This window comes from Microbacterium sp. UBA837 (assembly GCF_002296025.1).
GTDB lineage: Bacteria > Actinomycetota > Actinomycetes > Actinomycetales > Microbacteriaceae > Microbacterium.
In genome coordinates this window covers 1-22,585 of record NZ_DBHD01000155.1, presented here as the reverse complement: position 1 = coordinate 22,585, position 22,585 = coordinate 1, and the positions used below count along the sequence as shown (strand labels likewise).

Below are 22,585 nucleotides of genomic sequence, written 5' to 3'. Positions count from 1 at the left end.
CATCTTGACGTGAGGCAAGGCGCCGTTGCGCATGCTCAACGTGCGGTGTTAGAACGGAATCTCGGGAGATTTGAGCGTGCTCAACGCGGAGCGGGAGGAGACGATTCCATGAGCACAGCGCGACCCCGCAGCCTGACAGCGTTGCCCGTCGGACGGCGACCGTCTCTTGGGAACCCCGGCGCACCTGATCGACAAGAGCCCCACGGCTCACGACCAGGCCAGAGGAGGTGCCGAGATGACGATGCCGGAAGCCTCGCGCGGAGAGCGCCAGCCGATGAATGCCGCCGCCCTGCTCGCCTCGCTCACCGGGCTGTCGCCGAGCGCCGCAGCGTGTCGCTACGCCGAGGCAGGCATCCCGGTCTTTCCTTGCGTCGCAGGAGGCAAGCGCCCGCTGACCAAGCGGGGATTCCACGAGGCGAGCACCGAGCCGCGCCAGGTCGCTCGCTGGTGGGCGCGGTGGCCGCGCGCCAACATCGGGATGCCGACGGGCCAGATCTCCGGGCTGGAGGTCGTGGATGTCGACGTGCACGGGGTGATCCGCGGCTTCGCAGCGTTCGAGCTGGCCCGGCGCGAGGGGCTGACGGATCGCTGGGCCGCGTTCATCCGCACGCCCTCGGGCGGAGTCCATGCCTACTACCCGGCCGACCCCGAGCTGGTGCAGCCGTCCTGGCAGGTGGCGCGTGCTGGCATCGACTTTCGGGGATCGGGCGGCTACGTCATCGTGCCGCCCTCGATCATCGCCACCGATGCGGGCCCGAGTGCGTATGCCCTCATCGGCTCCGGGCGAGGCGACGCGGTTCCCGTCGATGCCCGCGCGCTGCGGCAGTTCCTCGATCCGCGACCTGCGCGCCCGATGCCCGTCATGCCTGTCGAGCGAACGGACGGCGTTGACGTGGAGCGGATCGCCCGCTGGGTCGAGATGCGCGGCGAGGGCGAGCGCAACCGCGGCCTGTTCTGGGCCTCGTGTCGACTCATCGAGGCGGGCATCCCGCCCGACCGCGTGCGTGCCGCGCTGGGGCCGGCTGCCGAGCGCGCAGGCTTGCCCGCGCCGGAGATCGAGACGACGATCCGCTCGGCGCACCGCGTAGCGAGGGGCGCACCGTCCGCGCCCGCCGCCAGTTCCGTGCCCAGCCATGCAGCTCAGCCTTCATCGGGTCAGGTGCTCTCGTGATCCCCGGCAGCACGCAACAGCCGCGCGGGCGGATCGCCGTGTGGACGGCGGTAGCTGGGACCGTATTCATCGCCGCGGCCGCCTTCTGGCTGTCGTTCACGGCGCTCGCCGACCTCGCGCGACGCTCCGGCGTCGATGAGAGCCAGGCGTGGGCGTGGCCGCTCATCGTGGACGGCATCATCGTCGTCGCCACGGTATCCGTCGTCGCGCTCGCGGGGCAGCGTGCCGCCTGGTATCCGTGGCTGCTGCTCATGGCCGGTGCCGCGGTCTCGGTCGCAGCCAACGCGATCCACGCGGTCGTCACCGCTGACGCCGACGTTCCTTCTGCGCTCGCGGGATCGGTCGCCGCAGTTCCGCCGCTCGTGCTACTGGCGATCACGCACCTGACGGTGGTGCTCACTCGACGGTTCCGTGGAGAGCCGCCGACGCAGACGGCCGAGTTGGTGTCGAGCGCGGTCGAGTACCTGTCGCCGGAAGCGCCTGCGCACCTTGCTCCTAGAGAACTCGCTCTGCGGATGAAGGAGGACGGCATGACGAACACCGCCATCGCTCGTGCGACCGGGGTGCATCCGTCCACGGTCGGCCGTTGGCTGGCGACGCCCGCGCTCGCCTCTGCATCGGAAGGAGGGGCGCTGTGAACGATGAGCTGCCGGAAGACGAGCACGCCCGTCGGCTTGCCGATGTCCTCCACACGCTGAAGCCGACTCCGAGCGAGGCTGCTGAGATCTCGGAGCTGGCGCGCCACACCGACCCGTGGCTCGCCGCACAGACGTGGCGCGGCGGCCACCCACTCCTGAAGCGCCTGAGCGCAGAGCACGACCGCAGCCAGGTGGTGTGGGTGCGCCCGACCGAGTTGCTCCCGTCCGCCTCGGCCCGCATGATCGGACGCGGCATCGACCTGCGCACCGAGCTGGCACGCCGCGTCGAGGAGCGTCGGCAGACCTCGCCGCAGGTAACTCCGGTGACCCGGCCAGGCATCCGGGCGCGTGCCCAGGGCATCGCGCCGCTCTCCGCGTTCGGGCAGTCGCCCGCGCACCAGTCCTCTGTCAGCCGCGACCCGCTCCGCCGCCTGTGAGCGCGCCATGTCTGCCCAGGCCGCTCCCACGTCGTTCTGCACCCCGGAGGGACTGCGCGCGCTCCTGGAGCGTCTGCACGACGATGGGAAAGGCGCGTGGCGGCGCGACGTGGATGTCGCGGCGCTCATGGAGTACACGGCGGGTCGGTACGCGAGCCTCGCGCGAAAGCACGGCCTCGACCCGTGGGAGGCGGCGAGCGCCGCGTTCGACGCGATGCGCACCCCGGCCGTGCGCAACGCGGAAGATCCGTGGTCAGTCGTCACCCGGGCCGTGCAGGTCACACTGATCGCCGAGGAACGAGGCAACGGACTGCTGTGCTCGCCGCATCAGGCACGCAGGCCGCAATACAGCGGTTTCCACGACCCGGAGCGGTTCAGCGACCGGGAGAACCCGCTCACCGACTACCACGAAGCGTTGCAGGTCGCGCCCGCGGGTGAGGACGAGAACGATTCGGACGACGAGGCATCTGGCGTCGTCCGTGCAGTCGAGGACGCGATCAAGCTACTGACGCTGCTCGACTGGCCGGAGCAGACGGCGCGCGCGGCCATCGAGCACATCTGCACTCGACTCGGCGAAGCGCCGTCGCGGGCGAGCGCAGCGGAGTCGCTTCGGCGAGACCCACACGCTCGGGCCGTGCTCGATCTGTCGTCGACGAGCTGGAACGCGCTGCTCCGTGCGATCCTCGGCAACCCCGATCCCGATCAGGCCCGCACCGCCGTCGGCCGCGGCGTGCTGTACCGCCTTCTTGTCGGCGAACCCCTGCGCGCGCTGCTCACCGATGACGACCTCGTGCTGCTGCTCGGCCTGAACGCGCCCACTCCGGCGGGGGCGAGGTGAGCGCATGGCGGCGAGCACCGGGCACATCGAGCTGGAGCGCACCATCGACTCCATTATCGTCGGCAGCCGTCATCGCGTGGAGCTGGGCGACATCGACGCACTCGCAGCATCCATCGAACGTGACGGACTGCTCCAGCCCCCGACCGTGACGCCGGAGGGGGTGCTCGTGTGCGGCGCTCGCCGCATTGCCGCGCTGCGCAAGCTCGGCTACAAGAAGGTCAACGTGTTCGTGCGCTCCGGGATCAGCGACCGGCTCCAGAGGCTCATGGCTGAGCAGGCCGACAACGTACTGCACAAGCCGTTCACGCAGACCGAGGCCGCGGCGCTGTACCGCGAGCTGAAGACGCTCATGGCCGAGGATGCCGCCCGTCGTCAGTCGGCGACGCAGTTCGGTGCGGGCGGGAAAATCGCCGGAACGAGCGGTGGTGCCGTCACGGCACCACCGCTGATCGGTGCCCCTGGCAAGTCCCGTGCGCAGGCCGCGCTCATGGTCACCGGGCGCAAGTCGTACACGAGCCTGGAGCAGATCAACGATCTCCAGCGGATCGCGAACGACCCCCGCCAGCCGGAGGATGTGCGCAACTTCGCCCGCTCCGAACTCGACGCCATCGACCTGGGCGCGTCGATCACCACGGCGCACGCCCGCACCATCGCCATGCTCGCGATCCCGCAGGATGAGCCCGAGCCGCCCGGCGAGCTGGAGCTGCTCGCTCAAGAGGCGCTGGAGCGCGCGAAGCAAGGACGCAAGCGCGGCCCGGCTCCCGCGCCAGCGACAAGCCCCGTGCCTGTTCGCTACCCGGTGCGGGCGTTCACGCTCACCTGGAACGACCTCGATCAGTGGTGGTCGCACTACGACCCCGCCGAGGTCGGCACCGCACTGAGCGACGAACAGTGGGAGCACGTCGAGACGATCCTCGACGCCACCGTCCGCTTCTTCGACGCGGCCCGAGCCGCCCGCGCCGCCCGCCAACGTCTCGCCAAGGAGAGTGCCTGATGCCGCAGACTCGCTTCCCCCGTCGCCTCATGATCCTCCTGATCGTCGGTGCCGCCGTGCTCGCCGTCCTCGTCGGAGTCGGGCTCTACGGGCTGTTGCTCGCGCCTCGCTCCGACCCCTCGCCCGGAAACACCGCGGGCGATCCTCCCGGCGCGTCGACCAGCACGCCGTCGCCGACATCGAGCACGCCGCCCGTCGTCCGGGAGTCCGACGACCCCGAGACGTTCGCGCGGGCCCTCGCCATCGCGCTGTTCACATGGGACACCGCGACTGAGTTCGGGCCGACCGACTACGCGCAGGTCATCGTGGATGTGGGCGACCCCTCCGGCAATGAGACCGCCGGGCTCGCCTCTGACGTGCGCACCTCTCTCCCGACCGCGGACGCCTGGGCGCAGCTCCGCACGATGCAGACCCGCCAATGGCTCGACATCAACAACGTGTTCGTGCCGGACGAGTGGGCGACGGCGCTGGAGCAGGCAGCCGAGGGACAGATCCTTCCGGGCACCGTCGCCTACACGATCACCGGGATACGACAACGTGAGGGCATCCACGGCACCGAGCCCGTGACCAGCTCCCACGAGGTCGCGTTCACCGTCTTCATCACCTGCGAGCCGACCTTCGATACCTGCCGCGCGCTTCGCATCTCCGAGCTTGACAACCCCCTGCGTTGATCGGCACCCGCATGAAGAAGTTCGTTGTGGTCATCGCCACCCTCGTCGCAGTGCTCCCCATGAGCCTGGTCGGCGTGGGTCTGCTCGTGTCGCCCGCTGTATTCGCCGCATGTCTCTCGTCAAGCTCGCTCGTTGTCGGGCCGATCCCGGAGTCGCTCACAGCCACGACGCGCGCGGGCGAGACCGTGACCCTCAACCACGAGCAGCTAACCCATGCAGCCACCATCATCACGGTCGGCGCACAGACCGAGGGCGTTGGTCGCGCTGGCATCGTCATCGCGCTCATGGCCGCACTCACCGAGTCGCGGCTACGGATGCTCGCAAACTCGGCTGCGATACCAGCGTCGAGCGATTTCCCGAACGACGGAGAGGGCAGCGATCACGACTCTCTTGGTCTATTCCAAATGCGGCCGAGCGCAGGATGGGGCACCGTCGCAGAGCTGATGAACGCAACCTACCAATCGCGCGCCTTCTACGGAGGTTCGAGCGGGCCGAACTACCCATCACCGCGCGGACTGCTCGACATACCCGACTGGCAGCACCTCGACCCTGGCGAGGCAGCGAAAGCGGTCGAGGTCTCGGCATATCCCGACCGCTACCAGAACTACCAGCCGGTCGCCGAGGCGATCCTCGCTGCACTCACGCGCCGCGCCGAAACCACGCCGGGCGGTACACCGCTCGGCAACGTACCCGAGACGACTGCCATCGTCTTCCCACTGCCGAGCGGGACGTGGGTGAACACCAGCGACTTCGGGTGGCGCGAAGACCCCTTCACTGGTGAGCGAGCGTTCCACTCAGGAACGGACTGGGCTGCCGACGACGGCACGCCGATCCTCGCGCTCGCCGATGGCGTGGTCAGCTTCGCCGGGCCGTCGGGTGGCTACGGCAACCTCATCATCATCGAGCACACCATCGGCGGCGAGCGCATCGCCTCCGCCTACGCCCACATGTGGCAGAGCGGCGTCCTCGTCAGCGTCGGGGATCGCGTCGTTGCTGGGCAGCACATCGGCAACGTCGGTTCGGCGGGCAGGTCGACCGGAGCCCACCTGCATTTCGAGATCCGGCCAGGCGGGTCGAACGCTGCGGCCGTCGATGCCGAGCCGTGGCTTGCCGCCCACGGAGTGCAGAACCTCGATGCCGCAAGCACCGCGGCGCTCTGCTCAGCACAGATAGCCGCATGACATGGACATATTCCCCGACTTCGGAGCCGTCGGCGGTCAGGCAGAACTGCGCGCCATCGTTGGCGCGCTGCTGACCATCGTGCTCATCCTCGCCGTGCTCATGCTCGTCATCTGCGCCGCAGTGTGGGCGATCTCATCGGCGAACGGCAACATCACTTCGGCTGTCCGCGCGCGCACCGGATTCCTCGTCTCCGTCGGAACTGCCGCACTGGCCGGCCTCGGCGTCACCTGGGTCAACTTCCTGCTCGGAGTCGGCGCGAGCATCTGACGCCAGCCCAATCGGGACAGCGTGTGCACCTACCGGGTAAGTCGTCCCCTCGCCTACTGAAGGAGCACACAGTGATCGACATCGACCCCAATACCGACGGGTTGCCCGGCATCGAGCAGCTCCGCGTCATCGTCGGCGCGGCCATGACGGTGGGGCTCATCCTCGCTGTCCTCGCACTCATCATCTCGGCCGTGATCTGGGGCTACGGGGCGAACAGCTCGAATCCGCACCTCGCCAGCCGGGGCAAAGTCGGCGTACTCGTCTCGTGCGGCGCGGCGATCATCTGCGGTGCGTCGGTGACGCTCGTGAACTTCTTTTGGAACGTCGGGCAGTCGGTCTGACTCCGTGACCGAGTTGAGATGGCTGAGCCGATGAGTATCTGTGATGTGCCCGTCATCGCCTCGGTGTGCGATGCCGTGGGTGAGGGAACTGCGTCGCTCATCTCCGCGCCGTTCGACTGGCTCGCGCAGGCAATAGGGCAGGCCGCCGCCTGGCTGTTCGAGAGCGTGTGGGCGGTGTTCGACTCGACAACGCTCGTCGACGTCACAGGAAGCCAGTACGTCTCGGTCTACAACGTGCTGTTCGGGGTGGCGATCTTCGTCATGCTCGTCTTCTTCTGTCTCCAACTCATCACCGGGCTCGTACATCGAGATCCGATGGCACTGTCGCGCGCGGGCGTGGGGCTCGCCAAGTCGGTGCTCGGATCGTTCGTCGCCATCACCCTCACCGCGACCCTGTTGGAGGTCACCGATCAGCTCACCATCGGCATCGTGCAGGCGACTGGCAACACGATGGAAGGCATCGGCGACCGCATGGCCCTGCTCGCCGCTGGGCTGACGACGATCAACATCGCCTCGCCCGGCGTCGGTGCAATCATCACGATCTTCCTTGCCGGGCTCGGCATCGCGGGTGCGGGCATCGTGTGGTTCACGCTGCTCATCCGTAAGGCGCTGCTGCTGGTCGCCATTGTCTTCGCGCCCATCGCACTCGCCGGGTTCACCTGGGATGCCGCGAAGGGTTGGTTCGGACGCTGGGCGGCGTTTGTCGTGGCGCTCATCTTCTCGAAGCTCGTCATCGTCGTGGTGTTCCTCGTCGCCATTGGGCAGATCAGCGCGCCCATCGACCTCGACCTCGCCTCGATCAGTGACCCGATCTCGGGCGTCGTGCTGATGTTCATCGCCGCGTTCGCGCCGTACCTGACGTACAAGTTCATCTCGTTCGTGGGCTTCGACATGTACCACGCGATGTCGAGCGAGCAGGAAGCGAAGTCGGCGCTCAACCGACCCGTCCCGCTGCCGGTCAAGGCTCAGCCGAACGCGGCAAAGTCCGTCCTCGGAGGGCAAAGCGGCGCGAGAGGCGGGACTCCTCCCGCGCCGAGCACAGCTCCCGCTGCAAGTGGCGCAGCAGGCGGCGCTGCGGGCGCAGGTGGCGGGGCGGCCGCTTCTGGTGGCGGGGCTGCGGCCTCGGGAGGCGCGGCAGGTGCCGGGGCAGCAGCGGCCGGGCCTGCGGCCGCAGCCGTCGTGGGGGCGCAGGTTGTCAAAGCCGCAGCGACGACTGGGCCGAAAGTCGGTGCCGCAGTCGGCGGCGCAGCAGCCGGGCACGCAGAGACATCAACGCCGCCGATACCCGTGGCGCCGAGGAAGGGGTAGAACATGGCCACCCGGCACCCTCCGGCTCCCGAGCAGCAGCTCTCCCCCGTGCAGTTCTCCCGACTCGCGCGCCGTGGCATCCTGCTCGGACTGTCGATCTCGCAGTTGGTCGTGCTGGGCATCGGCGTGGTCACGGTCGTCGCCACGATCTACACGGGCGGTGGCATGGGGCTGGTCTGGACATCCCCGATCTGGCTCAGCTGTCTGCTGCTCGCGGTCGTCCCCGTGGGCGGGCGCAAGCTCGTGGACTGGCTGCCCATCGTGTCGCGCTGGATGTGGCGGAGCACCGCTGGGCAGTTGATCTTCCGCCGCCGCGTCATCAAGCCGCGTCCCGTCGGCACTCTCGCGCTCCCCGGCGATGCGACCGCGCTACGCGAATGGGTCGATCCCGAGACGGGCGCGGCGATGGTGCACGACCCCCACGCTCAGACCCTGACCGCGGTGCTGGGGGTGACGCACCCGGCGTTCGTGCTGCTCGATCCGGGCGAGCAGGAGCGGCGGATCAACGGCTGGGGTCGGGTGCTCGCTACCGCGTGCCGCTCAGGCCGGATCGCCCGGCTCCAGGTCTGCGAGCGGACGCTGCCGGACTCAGGCACGGGGCTCGCCGAATGGTGGGCCAGGCACGGCACCGACGATGAATCCTGGCCTGCGACCACCTACCGAGAGCTGATCGAGCGTGCTGGGCCGACCGGCGAGCGCCATGCGACGACTATCTCGATTGCGCTCGATATGAACGCCTCGGGACGACAGATCCGCTCAGCGGGCGGCGGCATCCGTGGAGCTGCCGCCGTGCTGCGTCAGGAGATGACCACGCTCGTCACGGCGCTGCGAGCTGCGGACCTCGCCACAACCGGCTGGCTCGCGCCCGGCGAGGTCGCTGTCATCCTGCGCTCCGCCTACGACCCGGCTGCCGCGCCCGCGCTGGAGCGGCACGCCGACATCGGGCGTTCCCTCGCCACCGCGGGGCCGATCGCGATGACCGAGAGCTGGGACCGCGTGCGCACCGACTCCGCGCACCACACCGTGCTTTGGCTCTCCGAGTGGCCGCGCTCGCAGGTGTTCCCCGGATTCCTCGCCCCGCTGCTGCTCACCTCCGGCGTGCAGCGGTCGTTCTCGCTCATCTGCACGCCAGTTCGCGCCGACATCGCGGCCCGCGACCTGCGGAAGAAGAAGGTCGGCCTGCTCTCCGACGCGACCCAACGTGCGAAGATCGGGCAGGTCGAGGACGCCTCGCGCACGGCTGAGTACCAGGACGTGCTCCAGCAGGAGTCCGACCTCACCGCGGGGCACGGTGTGCTCCGCTACACCGGCCTCATCTCCGTCTCCGCGCCCACGGTCGATGAGCTGGATGCCGCCGTCGCCGCCATCGAGCAAGCCGCGGTCCAGGCGTCCTGCGAAACGCGCAGACTCGTCGGCCAGCAGGCCACCGCATTCGCCGTCGCCGCGATCCCGCTCTGTCGGGATGTGTGACGCACCCAGCCCTCGACCCCGGAAGGAGTAGCCATGCCAACCTTCAGCAACCCCGTGCAGGATGCCACGGAGACCCGCCAGGCGGTGCGGGCGCTCGCTCATGCGAGCCGGACCTTCGCCGACCCCGAGGACACCTATCAGGTGGTCGGCGAGCTGCTGGGGACGCTGCGCTCCCTGGAGCAAGTGCTGGAGCAGGTCGCGGCGGCGCATGTCCTGCACCAGGACAAGGCGTTCCTCGACAACGGCGACCACGAGGCCGGGGTTGACGAGGCTTGGGCCGCCGCCAACGCACTGCGCAGGGCCGCAGAACTCGTCCAGTCAGCCGAGACCGCCGTCGATCAGGCGTCGCAGCATTCGAGCTACATCGCGTGGCACCCGGCACCTGTCGCCAGTCGACCTGAGTTGGACCCGTTCTCCCGCGACCCGTTCGAGGCACCCCCGGTCAGCTCCCGGCAAGGACTATCACTATGAGCCCCGGCGACCGCGAGCGCCTGCACACCGCGGTCCTGCTCGACCCGGCGGGCGAGCGTCGCGCCGCGCGGAAGGCGCGACGGCGAGCGGCGAGCAAGATCGAGACCGCCGACCGCAAGGCCCAGCAGGAGCGGGCGCGGGCGACATGGGAGGCGGAACGCGAGGCAAGGCGGGCGACGACCTACCTGCCACCGTCCGGCGAGACGAGACCCGCGGCGCTGCGCACGCCGGGCCGTTTCCGGCTGCCACGCCACCAGGACACAAGCGCGACGCTGGCAGGGGCGTATCCGTTCCTCGCCGAGGGCGGGCTCGGCTCTGCTGGCGTGTTCGTCGGCCAGGATCTCTACAGCGGGGCTTCGTTCGTCTACGACCCCTGGGTGCTCTACGCGCAGGGCATCATCACCGCGCCGAACATCGTGCTCGCGGGGATCGTCGGCTCCGGCAAGTCCTCACTCGCCAAGAGCCTCTACACGCGATCCATCCCGTTCGGTCGCCGGGTGTACGTCCCCGGCGATCCGAAGGGCGAGCACACGGCGGTCGCCGAAGCGGTGGGCGGGCGGGCGATCATGTTCGGGCACGGGATGTCCACGCGACTGAACCCGCTCGACGAGGGGCATCGACCCTCGGGCCTCAGCGATGCCGAGTGGCAGAGCCAGGTCACCTCCCGACGACGTGACCTGATCGGAGCACTCGCCGAGACCGTCCTCGACCGCGGCCTCACCCCACTGGAGCACACAGCCGTCGACATCGCGCTCGCCGATGCGGTGCGCTCGGCGGAGGTGCCGATCCTTCCGATGGTGGTCGACCGCATCCTCGCTCCGAACGCCGACAACGACGACGGCAGGCTCGCCGAGGACGGCCGACTCGTCGGACACGCGCTTCGTAGACTCGTGGCCGGTGACTTGGCGGGACTGTTCGACGGCCCGAGCACCGTGCGCTTCGACCCGTCACTGCCGATGGTGTCGCTAGACCTGTCGCGGGTTGCGGAGAACTCGACGCTCATCTCCGTGCTCATGACGTGTTCGTCGGCGTGGATGGAATCGGCGCTGCTCGACCCGGCGGGCGGCCCGAGGTGGGTCGTGTACGACGAGGCGTGGCGGCTCATGTCGCATCCGGCGCTGCTGCGCCGGATGGATGCACAGTGGCGGCTCGCGCGGCACTACGGCATCGCCAACCTGCTCATTTTCCACAAGCTCAGCGACCTCGACAACGTAGGCGACCAGGGCTCGGCGATGCGCGCACTCGCCTCGTCGCTGCTCGCCAACGCGGAGACGAGGGTGATCTACCGGCAGGAGAGCGATCAGCTCGGCGCGACCGCCCAGGCCCTCGGGCTCACCGGAACCGAGCAAGGGCTGCTCCCCGGTCTCGGCACCGGGCAGGGGCTCTGGAGGATCAAGAACCGCTCGTTCGTCGTCCAGCACCAGCTCCACCCTGCCGAACTTGCGATGTACGAGACAGGTCAGAAGGCCAGAGGAGCGTGAAATGTCCATCACCCTTTCGCGGCGACGACGCGCTCGCTCAGCGAGCGCCGAGCAGGAGGACTCAGCCAACGTGCCGCCCGTACTGCCGGTCGTGACGATGACCGTGCAGGCGAACGCGACGCTGCGCGTCGTGGTCGACGGGGAGCCGTTCGGCCCGCCGACGTTCGCTCCGCCGTGGCAGCGGCACTCGTTCGCGCAGATCATCGGCGAAGTGATCGAGCAGCGCCGCTCCCCCGTCCGCGTCGTGGTGCACGAACTCGACGGCACCGTCTACACGGACATCGAGACCGCTCCACTGCACCCTGCACCCCTCGACCAGTCCCCCGCTGAGCTGCCGCCGGCTTCCGTCGAGCATGACGACCTTGCACCTGACGATGCTGCGCCGCTGCACCCGCTCGCACTCCAGAACGCCGAGGGCTTCGTGCCAGGCGAGGAGGTCGCCGTCGCGGTCATCGTGCGGCACACCGGAGCAGGCCGCGAAGGTGCCGCTCGGGCGTTGATTGAGCCGGGACTGCTCGACCTCAGCCCCACGTACGAGGTCATCCTGCTCGGCCGCGTGTCCGGCACCTGCATCGTCGGGCACCCGACATGACCAGTTCGTCACCGCGAGCCGGGGCGTTCGGCGACGAGCTGACGAACCTCGCCCTCGGCACGCTCATCGGTGCGATGCTGCTGGCCGGTGCGCTGCGCTTGGCCGGGAGCATCGCTGCGTTCGTTACGGGCGCGCCCCAGCCCGCGGCGGGTCTCGAAGCGGGAGTCGGAGTGGTCTTCCGCGCCGACGACCCCGGCTCGGCACTCGGCTCCGCGTCGCTCAGCCCCGTCGCCTACTGGATCACCGTCGCACTCCTGCTCGCCGCCATCGGCACCGCGGCGTGGTTCATCTGGCGATGGGTACGCGAGCTGGGCAAGCGGACCAAGGCCGACCCGAACCGGATCGAGGGAATCGCCGATGCGCGCGACGTGCAGCGCGCCGCATCCGAACACGACCTTCTGCGTCGCGCGAAGACGCTGCGCCCATCGCTCACGGACCCGAAGCCCGAGCAGGTCGGCTACCTCCTTGGCACCTCGCGCGGCAAGGGCGTTTGGACATCCGTGGAGGACTCGATCCTGCTCATCGGCCCGCCGAGATCCGGGAAGGGCGCGAACATCGTCATCAACTCCATCCTCGACGCGCCCGGTGCGGTCATCACGACCTCGACCCGGCCGGACAACCTCACGGCGACGCTCCGCGCTCGCCAGGCGCGCCGCGGCCCGGTCTCCGTGTTCGATCCCCAGCATCTCGCCGAGGGCGTGCCTGCGGGTCTGCGATGGTCGCCGATTCGCGGGTGCGAGGTGCCCCTGACTGCGATGATCCGCGGTACAGGTCTCGCCGCGGGAACCGGCCTCTCCGGCCCCTCCGTCGAGAACGGTGGATTCTGGGAGGGCAAGACGCGCACGGCGCTTCAGGCGCTTCTGCACGCCGCAGCCCTCGACCATCGGCAGCCCGCCGAGCTGTTCCGCTGGACGCTCGACCCCGCGGCTGCGGCGGATGCCGTCTCCATTCTCGCCTCGCACCCCCAGGCTGCGACCGGATGGGCCGAGTCGCTCGACGGGATGCTGCAATCCGACCCGCGCACGCGAGACTCCATCTGGCAGGGCGTCTCGCTCTCCCTCGCCTCGCTCGCCGACCCGCGGGTGCTGGAGGCGGTCAGTCCCAGCGAGGACGAGCAGTTCGACCCCGAGGCGTTCCTGCGCGGCTCCGGCACGCTTTACCTGCTTGCGACAGGAGCCGGAGCCGGGGCATCCTCGTCGCTCGTCGCGGCGTTCATCGAAGACCTCGTGGAGACGGCCCGGCGCATCGCCGCGCGCTCGCCGGGCGCGCGGCTCGACCCGCCCGTGCTGCTCGCACTCGACGAGATCGGGAACCTCGCGCCTCTGCCTTCGCTCCCGGTCCTCATGGCAGAGGGTGGCGGCACCGGGCTCACGGTGATGCCCGTGTTCCAGTCGCTCGCCCAGGCGCGAGGTCGTTGGGGCGACGACGCCGCGACCGCGATGTGGGATGCGAGCATCACCAAGATCGTGCTCGGCGGCGGGACGGACACTCGGCACCTCCAGGACATCTCCACACTGATCGGTGAACGCGACGAGACAACTGACTCCGTGACCATCGGCGAGCGCGGCTTGCGCTCGAATCAACGCTCGATCCGCCGCGTCCCGATCATGAAGGTCGAAGACATCCGCACCCTGCCCCAGGGCACTTCACTCGTGCTGCTGCGCTCCGCGCCGCCGATCATCACGACCATGCGTTACTGGCTCCATCGGCCGGATGCCGAGACGCTGCTCGCGCAGCGCGCCGAGGTCGAGTCGGTCATGCAGCCGGGGACCGCAGGGATAGGTGAAGCAACAGTCATCGGCGACTGACAACTTCGCGTGACCGCCAGATCGGCGTCCACCGCGGACGCTAGATCGGCCAGTCTTTGTGCAGCTCCGAGCCGATACCAAGGGAACTCAGGTCCGCGGTAACGGCAAGCCACAAGTCATTGAAGATCTGGTCAGCGTCGCCCGTCCAGTCGTTTGGAATCGGGGTCGGCGAATCGACGGTGTACGAGACGACGTATCCCGGAGCCGAGGAGTCGTCCCAAGACAGCGAGACGTTGAGCCTCGCGTTCTCCAGTTTCACGTCGTCATCACCGTCGCCGAATCTGTCGGCAACGTACTCATAGTCGTATGAGAACTGGTACGAGTCCTCCTGCTTCATCGAACGCAGGTACTCGTCTTCATCCTCGAACTCTTCGCCGGTCGAGTGGTTCACGAACGACACTGGACGACCTACCTCTCGCATTCTCTGCCCAGGCGACGCTCGCCTCTCAGCCCTGTCATCACAGTAGCCGGAGCGCGGACGGTCGAGCCTGCGCACCTATCGGGTAGCAATCCTCTCTCGGCAGGAGAAGTTAGGAGCATCCCGATGCGAACCAAAGAATCCCTGTGGGGCTTCTTCGCCAGCGACCCGCAGTTGTCCTTCAACGAGGACGGTGAGGCGCGGCTGTTCGCCTGGATCGGTCAGGAGCAGTTCGAGCGCAACCCGGACGGCTCGTTCACCCAGGGCGAGACGAAGTTCTACCCGTTCAAGATGTTCCGACGCAGCGCGGAGCACGCCTACGAGAAGTTCGCGCGCGGCGACAACTTCGTCGCCAGCGGCCACGTCCAAAAGTTCAGCTATGAGAAGAATGGTGAGACGGTCAGTGGCGAGGAGTTCATCGCCACGCACATCGGCCCCGATGCCGCCCGCACGAGCTACGCCGTCGACCGTGGCCGGTCGCGGTCCCAGCAGGTCGAGAGCGCGCCCATCGAAGCGCCCGACCCGACCCTTTCCCAGCAGCCGTCGCCCCGTCCGATGACGCTGTGAGGCCGCGTCATGACCACCGAGACGACGCTGTTCCCGCCGGACGATCCCGACTTCGACGTGCCCCCGCTCGAAGAACCGGAGCCGGAGCCGGTGACATCTTCGCCGAGGCCGGCCAAGGAGCCAGACGCCGAGACGGAGGATGCGCCCGAGCCGCCGCGTCCCGTGAACTGGAACATCCTGACCGCGGCCGAAGCACAGGTCGAGTGGCTGGAGCTGAACGCCTGGGTGAACTGGCTGCGCCACGAGTTCGGGCTGAGCGTGAATGTCGTGCCGCCGTACTGGCACCGGCACCCGGAGCTGGTATGGCCGCTGTCGGCGCTGCGCCAGCACTACCTGAATGCCTACGACAAGAAGCAGCACGGCTCGGCACCCTTCGGGTGGTGGCGAGACTTCTGGGCTTTCATCCCGCAGCTCCGGGACGCGGTGACTGCGTGCGGGACGAAGCTCAACACGGATCGCCCGACGCGGCAGGCCGTCTGGCCGGGCGAAGACGACCTGCCCCCGGTCACGGAGACGATCATCCCCAACCGGGACGCCGACTTCACGCAGTTCGTCAAGGAGGACGTGGCGCGCAGGCAGGCCATCGAGGACGAGTTCTATGCCCGCCTCGCGGCGGAGCAGTAGGGCGCGGGCGGTGACTGCGAATGGCGCGGCAGCGATCCCGGAAGCCCTGGCCGGGGCAACTGGAGTTCGATCTGTGGGGGCTCGACGAGCCCGCGGCCGACGCCGCGCTCACCACAGCTCGGGAGGCTGGGGCAGGCGATGAACAAGTACGGACAGATGGCGCTGTCTCATTGGCAGGCGACGACCCCGAGCCGGGTGGCAGAGCTGAGCGATCCGGCGGCATTCTTCGAGGCGATGGGCCTGGAGATGCAGACGCAGGTGACGAACCTCGCGTCAATGCTGGCGGGGAGCGACCGGCAGGGGGAGACTTTCTTGCAGAAAGTCGCCCGGCTGACAGCAGCCCGGAAGCAGGCGGAGGAGGTCGTGATGTCGCAACTGGCGTGGATCACCGACCCGAGCCTGCCGCTGGATCAGGCGCGGGAGGAATGGGAGCAGACCCGTCCCTCCGACGAGAACCTGATCCTCTGGGCGGAGCGGATGCAGGACTGCCCGGATTCGATGCCCTCCTCCGTGGAGATGGAGGAACTGGCGAAGAAGTGGGCGCTCAGCGTCGAGTTCCTGCTGGAACTCGTGGCGACGGAGCCCCCGCGGGAGTACATGCGGGCGAACCAGGCGACGCTCTCCGAGGCGGCGACGATCCGCTTCTTCCGCGAGCTGCGGTAGCGCCCCGGTTCGTCCCGGCCTCGCAGAACGACCTCGGCCCTTCGGGTGCGAAGGCTCGCTACCGGGCGAACGTGGAGGCCATCCGGCTGATCCACGATCTGAACTCGACGGGTCGCCCGACGTCGCCTGACGGGCAGCGCGTCCTCGCCCGCTGGTCGAGCTGGGGGGCGATCCCCGAGGTCTTCGATGACCTGAAGCCGGAGTGGGATGCCGAGCGCGCCGAGCTGCGCGAGCTGCTGAGCGACGACGAGTGGGACGCTGCGGAGCGCACGACGATCAACGCGCACTACACCGACCCGATGATCGCCCGGCAGGTGTGGCGGCTGCTGGATGGTCTGGGGTTCCGCGGCGGCGCGGTGCTGGAGCCCGGTTCCGGCTCCGGCACGTTCATCGGCCTCGCGCCCGAGTCGGCGCAGATGACCGGGGTGGAACTCGACCCGCTGACCGCGGCGATCTCCGCAGCGGTGTATCCGCACGCCACCGTGCGCGCGGAGTCCTTCGCCGACACCCGGCTGCCCGAGAACCACTTCGATGCGGCCGTCGGCAACGTGCCGTTCAGCAGCGTCGCGTTGCACGATCCGGTGCACAACGCCACCCGGCAGTCGATGCACAACCACTTCATCATCAAGTCGCTGCGCCTGACCCGCCCCGGCGGCCTCGTCGCGGTGTTGACCTCGCACTTCACGATGGACGCGCAGAACCCCGGCGCTCGGCGCGAGATGAACGAGCTGGCCGACCTCGTGGGCGCGATCCGCCTTCCCACCGGGGCACACCGTCGCGCCGCCGGAACGGAGGTCGTCACCGACCTGCTCGTCTTCCGGCGACGACTGCCCGGCGAGCAGATGCGCGACGACGCCTGGGAGACGGTCTCGCAGGTGCCCATCGACGGCGTGCCGATGCGGATCAACCGCTACTTCGATGAGCACCCCGAGCAGATGCTCGGCGAGGTCGGTGTCGGGCACGGAATGTACGACGCGAACACGCTCACCATCACGACCGACCTGGATGAGCTAGAGACAGAACTCGCGGTCGCCGTCGACCAGCTCGTGTTCTCGGCGCGGCGGGCGGGCCTGACGATGACGGAACGCACCGCGGAGCAGCAGGCGCGCCGGGTCGCGTTCACCCCGTCGGCACCGGAGCTGTGGGACGGCAGCATCGTGGCGCAATGAGGACATGCTCGTCCACACCGGCAATCGCGCCCGGTCGTCCGCCGAGCGCGCCGCCGCGGATATCCGCGGGCTGGAGGCCGCTTCCCCGCGGATGACCGACACGAGCGGTGACAGGTTCCGCATCACGCTCGGCACGCGCGACTACGACTCCCGCTCCGAAGCCGCCCACGCCCTCGCCGCTTGGATGGGCGACTCCGGACTGAAGTGGCTGCCGCGGTACGGGCACAAGGACTTCGGGATCATCGGCCGCATCTCCGGCTTCGACATCCACGTCGAGGCCCGCTCCGGGCTCGCCGCCCTCGATGTGACCGTCTCCCTGCCCGAGGTGCCCCGCTCGGGCTTCACGATGCCGAAGGAGTCGTTCCTGGACGCCGGGCTCGGGCTCGTGCAGCGCATCGAGAACCGTGTCAGCGGCATCCCCTCCCTCCTCGACCAGGCCCGCGAAGACCTGGAAGAAGCCGAGCAGACCGTCGCCGACACCCAGCAGCGACTCGGCCAGCCGTTCCGCCACACTCAGGCTCTCGCCGATGCCGAGGAAGACCTCACCCGCGTCGAGTCCCAGCTTGCCGCGATGCAGGACGAACCGGCACGCGAGCCCGCCGCGCCAGAGTCCGAGCGGGTCGAGCTGACCGTCGAGGCCGTGCGCGCCTACGAACCGAACCTCGGGTCGCGGGAGGGTGCGGGTCGTGAGCCCGCGGCGCCGTTCGTCCCCGCGACGCCCCCTGCCGCGCCGCCGGGCAACGCCCCGCGGCTGTAGCTCAGCGACACTCCGGGCCGAGCCCGTTGATGATCGTGGCGGGGTCGGCGATGATCTGCTCGCAACGCAGGCAGCGCGCACCGCGAAAGATCACCTCCGGTTCGCCGTGGATGCCTTGCTCGGGCTCGACCTCGTAGAGGTCCGCGTGTGCGGCGAACAGGCGCGGGTGGTTCTTGGCGATGGCGGCGTGGAATTGCGCGGGCGTGGTCGGCGGGTTGAGCTGACGCTCGACGAACAGGTCGATCACCGTCGAGTAGGCATCGCGGGTGAGCCGCGCGGCGAGGAACAGATCGGGGTTCGCCGCCGAGATGCCGACGCCAGCAAGATCGTCCAGCCCGTAGTCGTCCACGTCCTCGGTGACCAGGAACCGCGCGCCCGCGGCCGCAGCATCGGCAAGGATCTGCCGATCCGCGCCCTTCGTGCCTCCGAAATGTTCCGCACCCGTGCCGGTCGGCCCGAGCAAGACGTCGAATCGCTCCCGGACACTCGACGGCGGCAAAGCCCTCGGGCGCATATGCACCTGGGCCTCCCGCTCGGCAGCCCGGCTCCAGAAGGCGCGGAAGCCGCTCGGCATCCCGCCGACGACCAGCAGAGTCCGAGTGACGGGCTTAGCGATGATGTTCGCGTCCAGGAGAACGCGCGTCAGCTCACTGATCACCGAAGAGGTCGTCACGGAGTTCATCGCGCGTCAGCTCCACGAGGTCGCCCATCGTCTTGCGCCAGTACCGCTCGAACTCCTCGTAGGGGATGCGATTGCGATTGCCGACCTTGACCGCGCGAATCTCCCCCGCCTTGATCTTCCGCGAGATGGTAGGACGAGACACGCCCATCGCGTCGGCGACCTGCTCGGGGGTCATCATGCGGCGCTTCGCCGTCAGCGTCACCGTCTCCCCATCGGCTGCCGCCTGCTGCACATACGCGGCGACCTGCTCCAGCCAAGCCGGGCGCGCCCCGGCGCTGGAGCGCACATCCTCCGGGTTGATCGTCAAGCTCGTCATGGTCATGACCCCATCCTACCTCCACCTGCACACTCTGGACAATACAAGTGTTCATACGGCATCCCCTTCTTGAGCCTTACAGTTCATACGTCGATGCCCGCGAACGCCTCGTCGAGCGCGTCGGCCGCGACCTCGACGATGAGGTCGGGACGCTTCGCGTAGTGCCCTTCCGTGATGTCGATACTGCTGTGCCCGAGCAGGTCGCGTGCGACCTCGACGCCAGCCGTGTCCGATACCGCCGCAGCGACCGCCTTGCGGAGGCTGCGGAAGGTGAGATGCTCGGCGTCGACCCCGATAGCGAGCAGCTCCGGCTCGAACTCACGGCGGAACATCCTGAGCAACTCGCCGACTGCGCTGGGGTCGCGCGGACGGCCGCGCTCGGTCGTGAACAGCACGTCGTCCGGATTCCGTTCGGGATCGGGAACGTGGCTCGCCACGAGTTCGCTCAGTACCTTCGCCGCGAACTTCGGCACGCGAACCCAACGCTTCTGCCGCTCCGCTTTGGGTGAGTCCTGGCGAAACAGGCCGCGGGACTTGGTGCGAACCATCGTCCCGCCCACCCAGACGAGCGCCTCCATCGTGAGGCTTCCATCCGGTTGTTCCACCGCCTCGAACCGCACGTCCTGGAACCGGATCGCGATCGGTTCTGCTGTCCGCTCGGAGGTGCCGAGCGTGATGAGGATGTAGTCGGCGAGCAGCTTGTAGTTGGGCCGTCGGCCCACCGGATACCGCTTCCGGTGCCGCTCGGGCCACACCTCGCGGATGAGGTGGAGGATGTACTTGACCTGCACCGCGTCGAGTTCGAAGTACACCGTGTCCGGCTCGTCCGCTCGTCTGGTCGCACGGATCGGGTTCGCCACGACGACCGCTCCGTACCGTGTGTTCTGGATCGACCCGGCAGCCGAGAAGTGTCCCTGCTGGATCGCCCAGTCGAACATGAGCGACATCACGTTCCGAACCTTGTTCGCGGTCGTCACCGACTTCTCCCGTGCGATGTCCATAAGCAGCCCATCAGCACGGTCGGCGGTGATGTCGGCGATGGGGATGGCCCCGGCGCGCGGGATGACATGCGCGCGCACCACCGAGGCGTAGCCATCGACGGTCTGCTCGCGGCGCTGGCGCAGCACCCGCGGATCGTCGTCGTGGTACGCCGTCGTCAGCCACGTCGTCGCCAGCTCGGCGACGGTCATGAGCTGTGTTCGTCGCGCCAGGACTCGACCGACGGCGACACCAGCCGCTTCCTGCAACGCGGTCAGAGCCTCAGCCTCGGTCGCTCCGCTGCCGCTGGGACGACGCTCTTGCCCGTTGCCGTCATAGACCCGCGCTCGCGCGATGACCAGGCCGTTAGGCTCGACGGTGTAGGTCACTTTGCCGAGTTCGCCGAGCGCGCGCTTCGGCCGCGCCATCAGTCGCCCGCCCTATCCGTCGGGGCCACGATCCGCCCCGCGATGAACGCCTCGACATCCTCATCGCGGTAGCGAACGTTGTGCGACGAGAGTGCGACGAACGGCAACCCGAGACCTCGGCTGCGCGCACGCTCTGTCCGCCAGTCAGCGAGCGTCCTGATCGGGATGCCCGTGTACTCGGCAAGCTCCTGCGGAGTCCAGAGGCGGGGGCGGTCGTCGCTCATACCAATGAGGTGGGCGGCACCACCCGTCGGCCTCCAGCGAACCCCGTAGGACGGCCAAGAATCGAGTAAACGGACGGGTTCTCGGACAGCCGCAGCAGCGACCCCACTCATGCTCACCATTGCACTTCCCTGTGTTTGCAGGGAAGTGTGAGCCTGCGGAACCCCCTCCGGTTCTCAGATCCTCAAGCCGAGCTGTATTTTGGAGTATGAGCCAAACGGGGCGAATGCGTAGGAGTGCGTAGCTACACGTAGCAGTACGTACCCTCGTTTCACCCCGGAGGTCACCTCCGCTTCCTGAGCCCCGGCCACTGCTGGTATCTGTTGATTGATGCCAGTCGGGCCGGGGCTCAGTCGTTCCCGCGCCACGTGGCCCGCATTTTCCCCTGCTGGCGCGCATCGGGGACAGCTCGAGAAGCAGCGACCACGGGCGTGCTACAGAAAGTCCACACTCGGACCAGTTCGCCACCTCCGGCGCATGCTCGCGCATAGAGGGACTATGACTACACAGAGTAAGCTGCCTCGTCTGCTGTCAACCGTTGAGCTCTCCGAGTACCTGGATGTGCCGGCCCGCACGCTCGAAGCGTGGCGTGCTCGCGCAGGAGGCCCTCCGTTCGTCCAGTTCGGGCGCCAGGTCTGGTACCCCGATGACGCGCTTGTCGACTGGCTGGCCGAGCGCACGACAGTCCCGACGCAGAGGTAACCCACCTCTCGAACGACGCCATGAGGCCCAACTGCCCGGTATCTCCGGGGAGTTGGGCCTCGCTTGTCATCGGAACTTGTGCGGAAAGTGCACCGGTTGCCAAATAGACCCCCTGCGCAATCCTCACTTGCGTTCGACCTGACCTCAGGATCTCGCCGCGCATAGAAGGGATGTGAACAACGACAACGAGGCCCTCCGCGGTCAGACCAACGTCCACCCGTCCAACAACATCACCACCGCGCGTCGCGCAGACATCGGCAGGCCAAGGCTTGCGGTCGGCGAACTCGGCAAGATCGACCTCAAGCAGACCGAGTCGCGCTTTCACGCGAGAGGAAGCACCCGCGACACCGCGGGCAAGCTTCGCCGCATCAGCGCGACTGGCGCGACTGCCAAAGAGGCCGTGACCGCCCTGCGAAAGCGCGCAGCCCAACTCGGACTTATCCCAGGCGAACTCTCCGGTGCGTCGACGCTCGGCGAGTTGCTCGATGTCTGGCTCAGCGAGGTTGTCGAGAGCCGGAACATCCGCCCGCAGACCGTTGCTGCCTACCGAACCAAGGCGAATCGGTTGAAGCGCGAGTTCGGTGCACTCGAGATCGCCGAGCTTCGTCCTCGTCGCATGCAGATCGTCATGAACGACCTCGCGAAGCACAAGACGGCGTCCGAGTTCCAGGCCATGAGGACGGTTCTCAAGCAGGCCTTTCGGTATGCCGTCCGCGCCGAGCTCCTGAGCGCGAATCCTCTCGATTCACTCGAACCTGTGCGTCCTGCCGAGCAAGGCCCGCCTGTGGCCCTCAACGTCGAGCAGGTGCAGGCATTCCGCCGCGCATTCGCCGAGTACGTAGAGGAGGGTGTGCGCGACTCCAACCGCCGCAAAGCCCAGCTCGCCGTCGATATCATCCTCGGACTCGGCGGTCTGCGAATCTCGGAAGCGCTCGCGCTCAGACACCGTGATGTCGACTTCGAGAACTGCACAGCCAGCGTCAACGGCACCCTCGTGTATCTCCCCCACGAGCCGCTGCAGCGCCAGGACAAGCTCAAGCGAGACGGGCAGTCACGCATCGTTCGCCTCGCACCAGGCGGCGTCGGAATGCGCGCCCTCCGGGCAGCACTCGAGCAATGCAGTCCCGACGAGCGCGAGCCAGACCAGCCGCTGCTGCGCCGGGTCGAAACCGGGGGCGTCGATGAGCCGTGGATCAACCCGGCCGTCATCAGCTTCCACTTCGACATCGTCTCGAAGCGCACGTCCGTTGTCGAAGCGCTCGCCACCACCGGCCTCACCTCCGAGCAACTGACACCGCACACGCTGCGCCGGTCGGTCGCAACGGTCGTGTCCCGCGGCCTCGGGCTCGAGCAAGCTTCGGCGCTCCTAGGCCGTGTTGATCAAGTCTGA

Annotated in this window: 27 protein-coding genes; 22 read left to right on the top strand and 5 right to left on the bottom strand. The window is 68.3% G+C overall.

Annotation, left to right across the window (positions count from 1 at the left end):
* Positions 1–235: 235 nt before the first annotated feature.
* The 15 genes from B3587_RS11375 (at position 236) to B3587_RS11305 (ending at position 13,669) form a co-directional block, all read left to right on the top strand.
* Positions 236–1,171 carry a bifunctional DNA primase/polymerase gene (locus tag B3587_RS11375; RefSeq protein ID WP_292728732.1) on the top strand — a complete coding sequence of 312 codons (936 nt, stop codon included), beginning with the start codon at positions 236–238 and terminating at the stop codon, positions 1,169–1,171.
* Complete coding sequence (locus B3587_RS11370) at positions 1,168–1,809, top strand: DUF2637 domain-containing protein (RefSeq protein WP_292728729.1); 642 nt, start codon at positions 1,168–1,170, stop codon at positions 1,807–1,809. Before B3587_RS11375 ends, B3587_RS11370 begins: the two co-directional genes overlap by 4 nt.
* Positions 1,806–2,246, top strand: coding sequence for a hypothetical protein (locus tag B3587_RS11365; RefSeq protein ID WP_292728725.1), 441 nt, complete (start codon positions 1,806–1,808; stop codon positions 2,244–2,246). Before B3587_RS11370 ends, B3587_RS11365 begins: the two co-directional genes overlap by 4 nt.
* Positions 2,247–2,253: 7 nt before the next feature.
* Complete coding sequence (locus tag B3587_RS11360; protein ID WP_292728722.1) at positions 2,254–3,084, top strand: hypothetical protein; 831 nt, start codon at positions 2,254–2,256, stop codon at positions 3,082–3,084.
* A gap of 4 nt (positions 3,085–3,088) precedes the next feature.
* Complete coding sequence (locus B3587_RS11355) at positions 3,089–4,078, top strand: ParB N-terminal domain-containing protein (RefSeq protein WP_292728719.1); 990 nt, start codon at positions 3,089–3,091, stop codon at positions 4,076–4,078.
* Positions 4,078–4,749, top strand: a complete 672-nt coding sequence (locus B3587_RS11350; RefSeq protein WP_292728716.1) for a hypothetical protein — start codon at positions 4,078–4,080, stop codon at positions 4,747–4,749. The genes B3587_RS11355 and B3587_RS11350 overlap by 1 nt, the downstream gene beginning before the upstream one ends.
* Positions 4,750–4,760: 11 nt before the next feature.
* Positions 4,761–5,930 carry a M23 family metallopeptidase gene (locus B3587_RS11345; protein ID WP_292728713.1) on the top strand — a complete coding sequence of 390 codons (1,170 nt, stop codon included), beginning with the start codon at positions 4,761–4,763 and terminating at the stop codon, positions 5,928–5,930.
* A gap of 1 nt (position 5,931) precedes the next feature.
* Positions 5,932–6,198, top strand: a complete 267-nt coding sequence (locus B3587_RS11340) for a DUF6112 family protein (protein WP_292728710.1) — start codon at positions 5,932–5,934, stop codon at positions 6,196–6,198.
* Positions 6,199–6,269: 71 nt separating this feature from the next.
* Positions 6,270–6,539: a DUF6112 family protein gene (locus B3587_RS11335; RefSeq protein ID WP_292728707.1), complete on the top strand. Its 270-nt coding sequence runs from the start codon at positions 6,270–6,272 to the stop codon at positions 6,537–6,539.
* Between the two features lie 30 nt (positions 6,540–6,569).
* Positions 6,570–7,847 carry a conjugal transfer protein TrbL gene (locus tag B3587_RS11330; RefSeq protein WP_292728735.1) on the top strand — a complete coding sequence of 426 codons (1,278 nt, stop codon included), beginning with the start codon at positions 6,570–6,572 and terminating at the stop codon, positions 7,845–7,847.
* A 3-nt stretch (positions 7,848–7,850) separates the two neighbouring features.
* The gene (locus B3587_RS11325) at positions 7,851–9,317 is read left to right on the top strand and encodes an SCO6880 family protein (protein WP_292728704.1); all 1,467 of its coding nucleotides are present in this window, start codon (positions 7,851–7,853) and stop codon (positions 9,315–9,317) included.
* 33 nt (positions 9,318–9,350) lie between these two features.
* Positions 9,351–9,788 (top strand): hypothetical protein, encoded by a 438-nt coding sequence (locus tag B3587_RS11320; protein WP_292728701.1) that lies wholly within the window; start codon positions 9,351–9,353, stop codon positions 9,786–9,788.
* Complete coding sequence (locus tag B3587_RS11315) at positions 9,785–11,269, top strand: ATP-binding protein (RefSeq protein WP_292728699.1); 1,485 nt, start codon at positions 9,785–9,787, stop codon at positions 11,267–11,269. Before B3587_RS11320 ends, B3587_RS11315 begins: the two co-directional genes overlap by 4 nt.
* A 1-nt stretch (position 11,270) precedes the next feature.
* On the top strand, positions 11,271–11,861 hold the full coding sequence (locus B3587_RS11310) for a hypothetical protein (protein ID WP_292728697.1): 591 nt from the start codon (positions 11,271–11,273) through the stop codon (positions 11,859–11,861).
* Positions 11,858–13,669: a type IV secretory system conjugative DNA transfer family protein gene (locus B3587_RS11305; protein WP_292728695.1), complete on the top strand. Its 1,812-nt coding sequence runs from the start codon at positions 11,858–11,860 to the stop codon at positions 13,667–13,669. The genes B3587_RS11310 and B3587_RS11305 overlap by 4 nt, the downstream gene beginning before the upstream one ends.
* Positions 13,670–13,709: 40 nt before the next feature.
* On the opposite strand, the gene B3587_RS11300 is transcribed toward B3587_RS11305, so the two are convergent.
* Positions 13,710–14,060 carry a hypothetical protein gene (locus tag B3587_RS11300; RefSeq protein WP_292728694.1) on the bottom strand — a complete coding sequence of 117 codons (351 nt, stop codon included), beginning with the start codon at positions 14,058–14,060 and terminating at the stop codon, positions 13,710–13,712.
* A 153-nt stretch (positions 14,061–14,213) separates the two neighbouring features.
* Between B3587_RS11300 and B3587_RS11295 the strand changes: the two genes are divergently transcribed.
* The 5 genes from B3587_RS11295 to B3587_RS11275 all read left to right on the top strand — a co-directional run bounded on the left by B3587_RS11295 (position 14,214) and on the right by B3587_RS11275 (position 17,867).
* A complete protein-coding gene (locus B3587_RS11295) occupies positions 14,214–14,654 on the top strand; it encodes a single-stranded DNA-binding protein (protein WP_292728693.1) in 441 nt (146 codons plus the stop codon).
* A 9-nt stretch (positions 14,655–14,663) separates the two neighbouring features.
* Positions 14,664–15,278 carry a hypothetical protein gene (locus tag B3587_RS11290; protein ID WP_292728691.1) on the top strand — a complete coding sequence of 205 codons (615 nt, stop codon included), beginning with the start codon at positions 14,664–14,666 and terminating at the stop codon, positions 15,276–15,278.
* A gap of 138 nt (positions 15,279–15,416) precedes the next feature.
* On the top strand, positions 15,417–15,941 hold the full coding sequence (locus B3587_RS11285) for a hypothetical protein (RefSeq protein WP_292728687.1): 525 nt from the start codon (positions 15,417–15,419) through the stop codon (positions 15,939–15,941).
* A gap of 71 nt (positions 15,942–16,012) precedes the next feature.
* On the top strand, positions 16,013–17,110 hold the full coding sequence (locus B3587_RS11280) for a hypothetical protein (RefSeq protein ID WP_292728684.1): 1,098 nt from the start codon (positions 16,013–16,015) through the stop codon (positions 17,108–17,110).
* Between the two features lie 4 nt (positions 17,111–17,114).
* Positions 17,115–17,867: a hypothetical protein gene (locus B3587_RS11275; protein WP_292728681.1), complete on the top strand. Its 753-nt coding sequence runs from the start codon at positions 17,115–17,117 to the stop codon at positions 17,865–17,867.
* Position 17,868: 1 nt separating this feature from the next.
* On the opposite strand, the gene B3587_RS11270 is transcribed toward B3587_RS11275, so the two are convergent.
* The 4 genes from B3587_RS11270 to B3587_RS11255 form a co-directional block, all read right to left on the bottom strand.
* Positions 17,869–18,540 carry a hypothetical protein gene (locus B3587_RS11270; protein ID WP_292728678.1) on the bottom strand — a complete coding sequence of 224 codons (672 nt, stop codon included), beginning with the start codon at positions 18,538–18,540 and terminating at the stop codon, positions 17,869–17,871.
* Positions 18,515–18,871: a helix-turn-helix domain-containing protein gene (locus tag B3587_RS11265; RefSeq protein ID WP_100810625.1), complete on the bottom strand. Its 357-nt coding sequence runs from the start codon at positions 18,869–18,871 to the stop codon at positions 18,515–18,517. The genes B3587_RS11270 and B3587_RS11265 overlap by 26 nt, the downstream gene beginning before the upstream one ends.
* 77 nt (positions 18,872–18,948) lie before the next feature.
* Positions 18,949–20,271: a tyrosine-type recombinase/integrase gene (locus B3587_RS11260; RefSeq protein ID WP_292728671.1), complete on the bottom strand. Its 1,323-nt coding sequence runs from the start codon at positions 20,269–20,271 to the stop codon at positions 18,949–18,951.
* On the bottom strand, positions 20,271–20,495 hold the full coding sequence (locus B3587_RS11255; protein ID WP_102209750.1) for a helix-turn-helix transcriptional regulator: 225 nt from the start codon (positions 20,493–20,495) through the stop codon (positions 20,271–20,273). The genes B3587_RS11260 and B3587_RS11255 overlap by 1 nt, the downstream gene beginning before the upstream one ends.
* A gap of 496 nt (positions 20,496–20,991) precedes the next feature.
* Between B3587_RS11255 and B3587_RS11250 the strand changes: the two genes are divergently transcribed.
* Together B3587_RS11250 and B3587_RS11245 are read left to right on the top strand one after the other, a co-directional pair.
* Positions 20,992–21,195 carry a helix-turn-helix domain-containing protein gene (locus tag B3587_RS11250; RefSeq protein ID WP_292728668.1) on the top strand — a complete coding sequence of 68 codons (204 nt, stop codon included), beginning with the start codon at positions 20,992–20,994 and terminating at the stop codon, positions 21,193–21,195.
* Between the two features lie 172 nt (positions 21,196–21,367).
* A complete protein-coding gene (locus tag B3587_RS11245; protein WP_292728666.1) occupies positions 21,368–22,585 on the top strand; it encodes a tyrosine-type recombinase/integrase in 1,218 nt (405 codons plus the stop codon).

Excerpts from the sequence above, each read along its gene's own strand:
- B3587_RS11375 (WP_292728732.1), top strand. The coding sequence starts at position 236 with ATGACGATGCCGGAAGCCTCGCGCGGAGAGCGCCAGCCGATGAATGCC.
- B3587_RS11360 (WP_292728722.1), top strand. The coding sequence starts at position 2,254 with ATGTCTGCCCAGGCCGCTCCCACGTCGTTCTGCACCCCGGAGGGACTG.
- B3587_RS11355 (WP_292728719.1), top strand. The coding sequence starts at position 3,089 with ATGGCGGCGAGCACCGGGCACATCGAGCTGGAGCGCACCATCGACTCC.
- B3587_RS11350 (WP_292728716.1), top strand. The coding sequence starts at position 4,078 with ATGCCGCAGACTCGCTTCCCCCGTCGCCTCATGATCCTCCTGATCGTC.
- B3587_RS11345 (WP_292728713.1), top strand. The coding sequence starts at position 4,761 with ATGAAGAAGTTCGTTGTGGTCATCGCCACCCTCGTCGCAGTGCTCCCC.
- B3587_RS11340 (WP_292728710.1), top strand. The coding sequence starts at position 5,932 with ATGGACATATTCCCCGACTTCGGAGCCGTCGGCGGTCAGGCAGAACTG.
- B3587_RS11330 (WP_292728735.1), top strand. The coding sequence starts at position 6,570 with ATGAGTATCTGTGATGTGCCCGTCATCGCCTCGGTGTGCGATGCCGTG.
- B3587_RS11325 (WP_292728704.1), top strand. The coding sequence starts at position 7,851 with ATGGCCACCCGGCACCCTCCGGCTCCCGAGCAGCAGCTCTCCCCCGTG.
- B3587_RS11320 (WP_292728701.1), top strand. The coding sequence starts at position 9,351 with ATGCCAACCTTCAGCAACCCCGTGCAGGATGCCACGGAGACCCGCCAG.
- B3587_RS11315 (WP_292728699.1), top strand. The coding sequence starts at position 9,785 with ATGAGCCCCGGCGACCGCGAGCGCCTGCACACCGCGGTCCTGCTCGAC.
- B3587_RS11310 (WP_292728697.1), top strand. The coding sequence starts at position 11,271 with ATGTCCATCACCCTTTCGCGGCGACGACGCGCTCGCTCAGCGAGCGCC.
- B3587_RS11305 (WP_292728695.1), top strand. The coding sequence starts at position 11,858 with ATGACCAGTTCGTCACCGCGAGCCGGGGCGTTCGGCGACGAGCTGACG.
- B3587_RS11295 (WP_292728693.1), top strand. The coding sequence starts at position 14,214 with ATGCGAACCAAAGAATCCCTGTGGGGCTTCTTCGCCAGCGACCCGCAG.
- B3587_RS11290 (WP_292728691.1), top strand. The coding sequence starts at position 14,664 with ATGACCACCGAGACGACGCTGTTCCCGCCGGACGATCCCGACTTCGAC.
- B3587_RS11285 (WP_292728687.1), top strand. The coding sequence starts at position 15,417 with ATGAACAAGTACGGACAGATGGCGCTGTCTCATTGGCAGGCGACGACC.
- B3587_RS11275 (WP_292728681.1), top strand. The coding sequence starts at position 17,115 with ATGCTCGTCCACACCGGCAATCGCGCCCGGTCGTCCGCCGAGCGCGCC.
- B3587_RS11265 (WP_100810625.1), bottom strand. The coding sequence starts at position 18,871 with ATGACCATGACGAGCTTGACGATCAACCCGGAGGATGTGCGCTCCAGC.
- B3587_RS11260 (WP_292728671.1), bottom strand. The coding sequence starts at position 20,271 with ATGGCGCGGCCGAAGCGCGCGCTCGGCGAACTCGGCAAAGTGACCTAC.
- B3587_RS11255 (WP_102209750.1), bottom strand. The coding sequence starts at position 20,495 with ATGAGCGACGACCGCCCCCGCCTCTGGACTCCGCAGGAGCTTGCCGAG.
- B3587_RS11250 (WP_292728668.1), top strand. The coding sequence starts at position 20,992 with ATGACTACACAGAGTAAGCTGCCTCGTCTGCTGTCAACCGTTGAGCTC.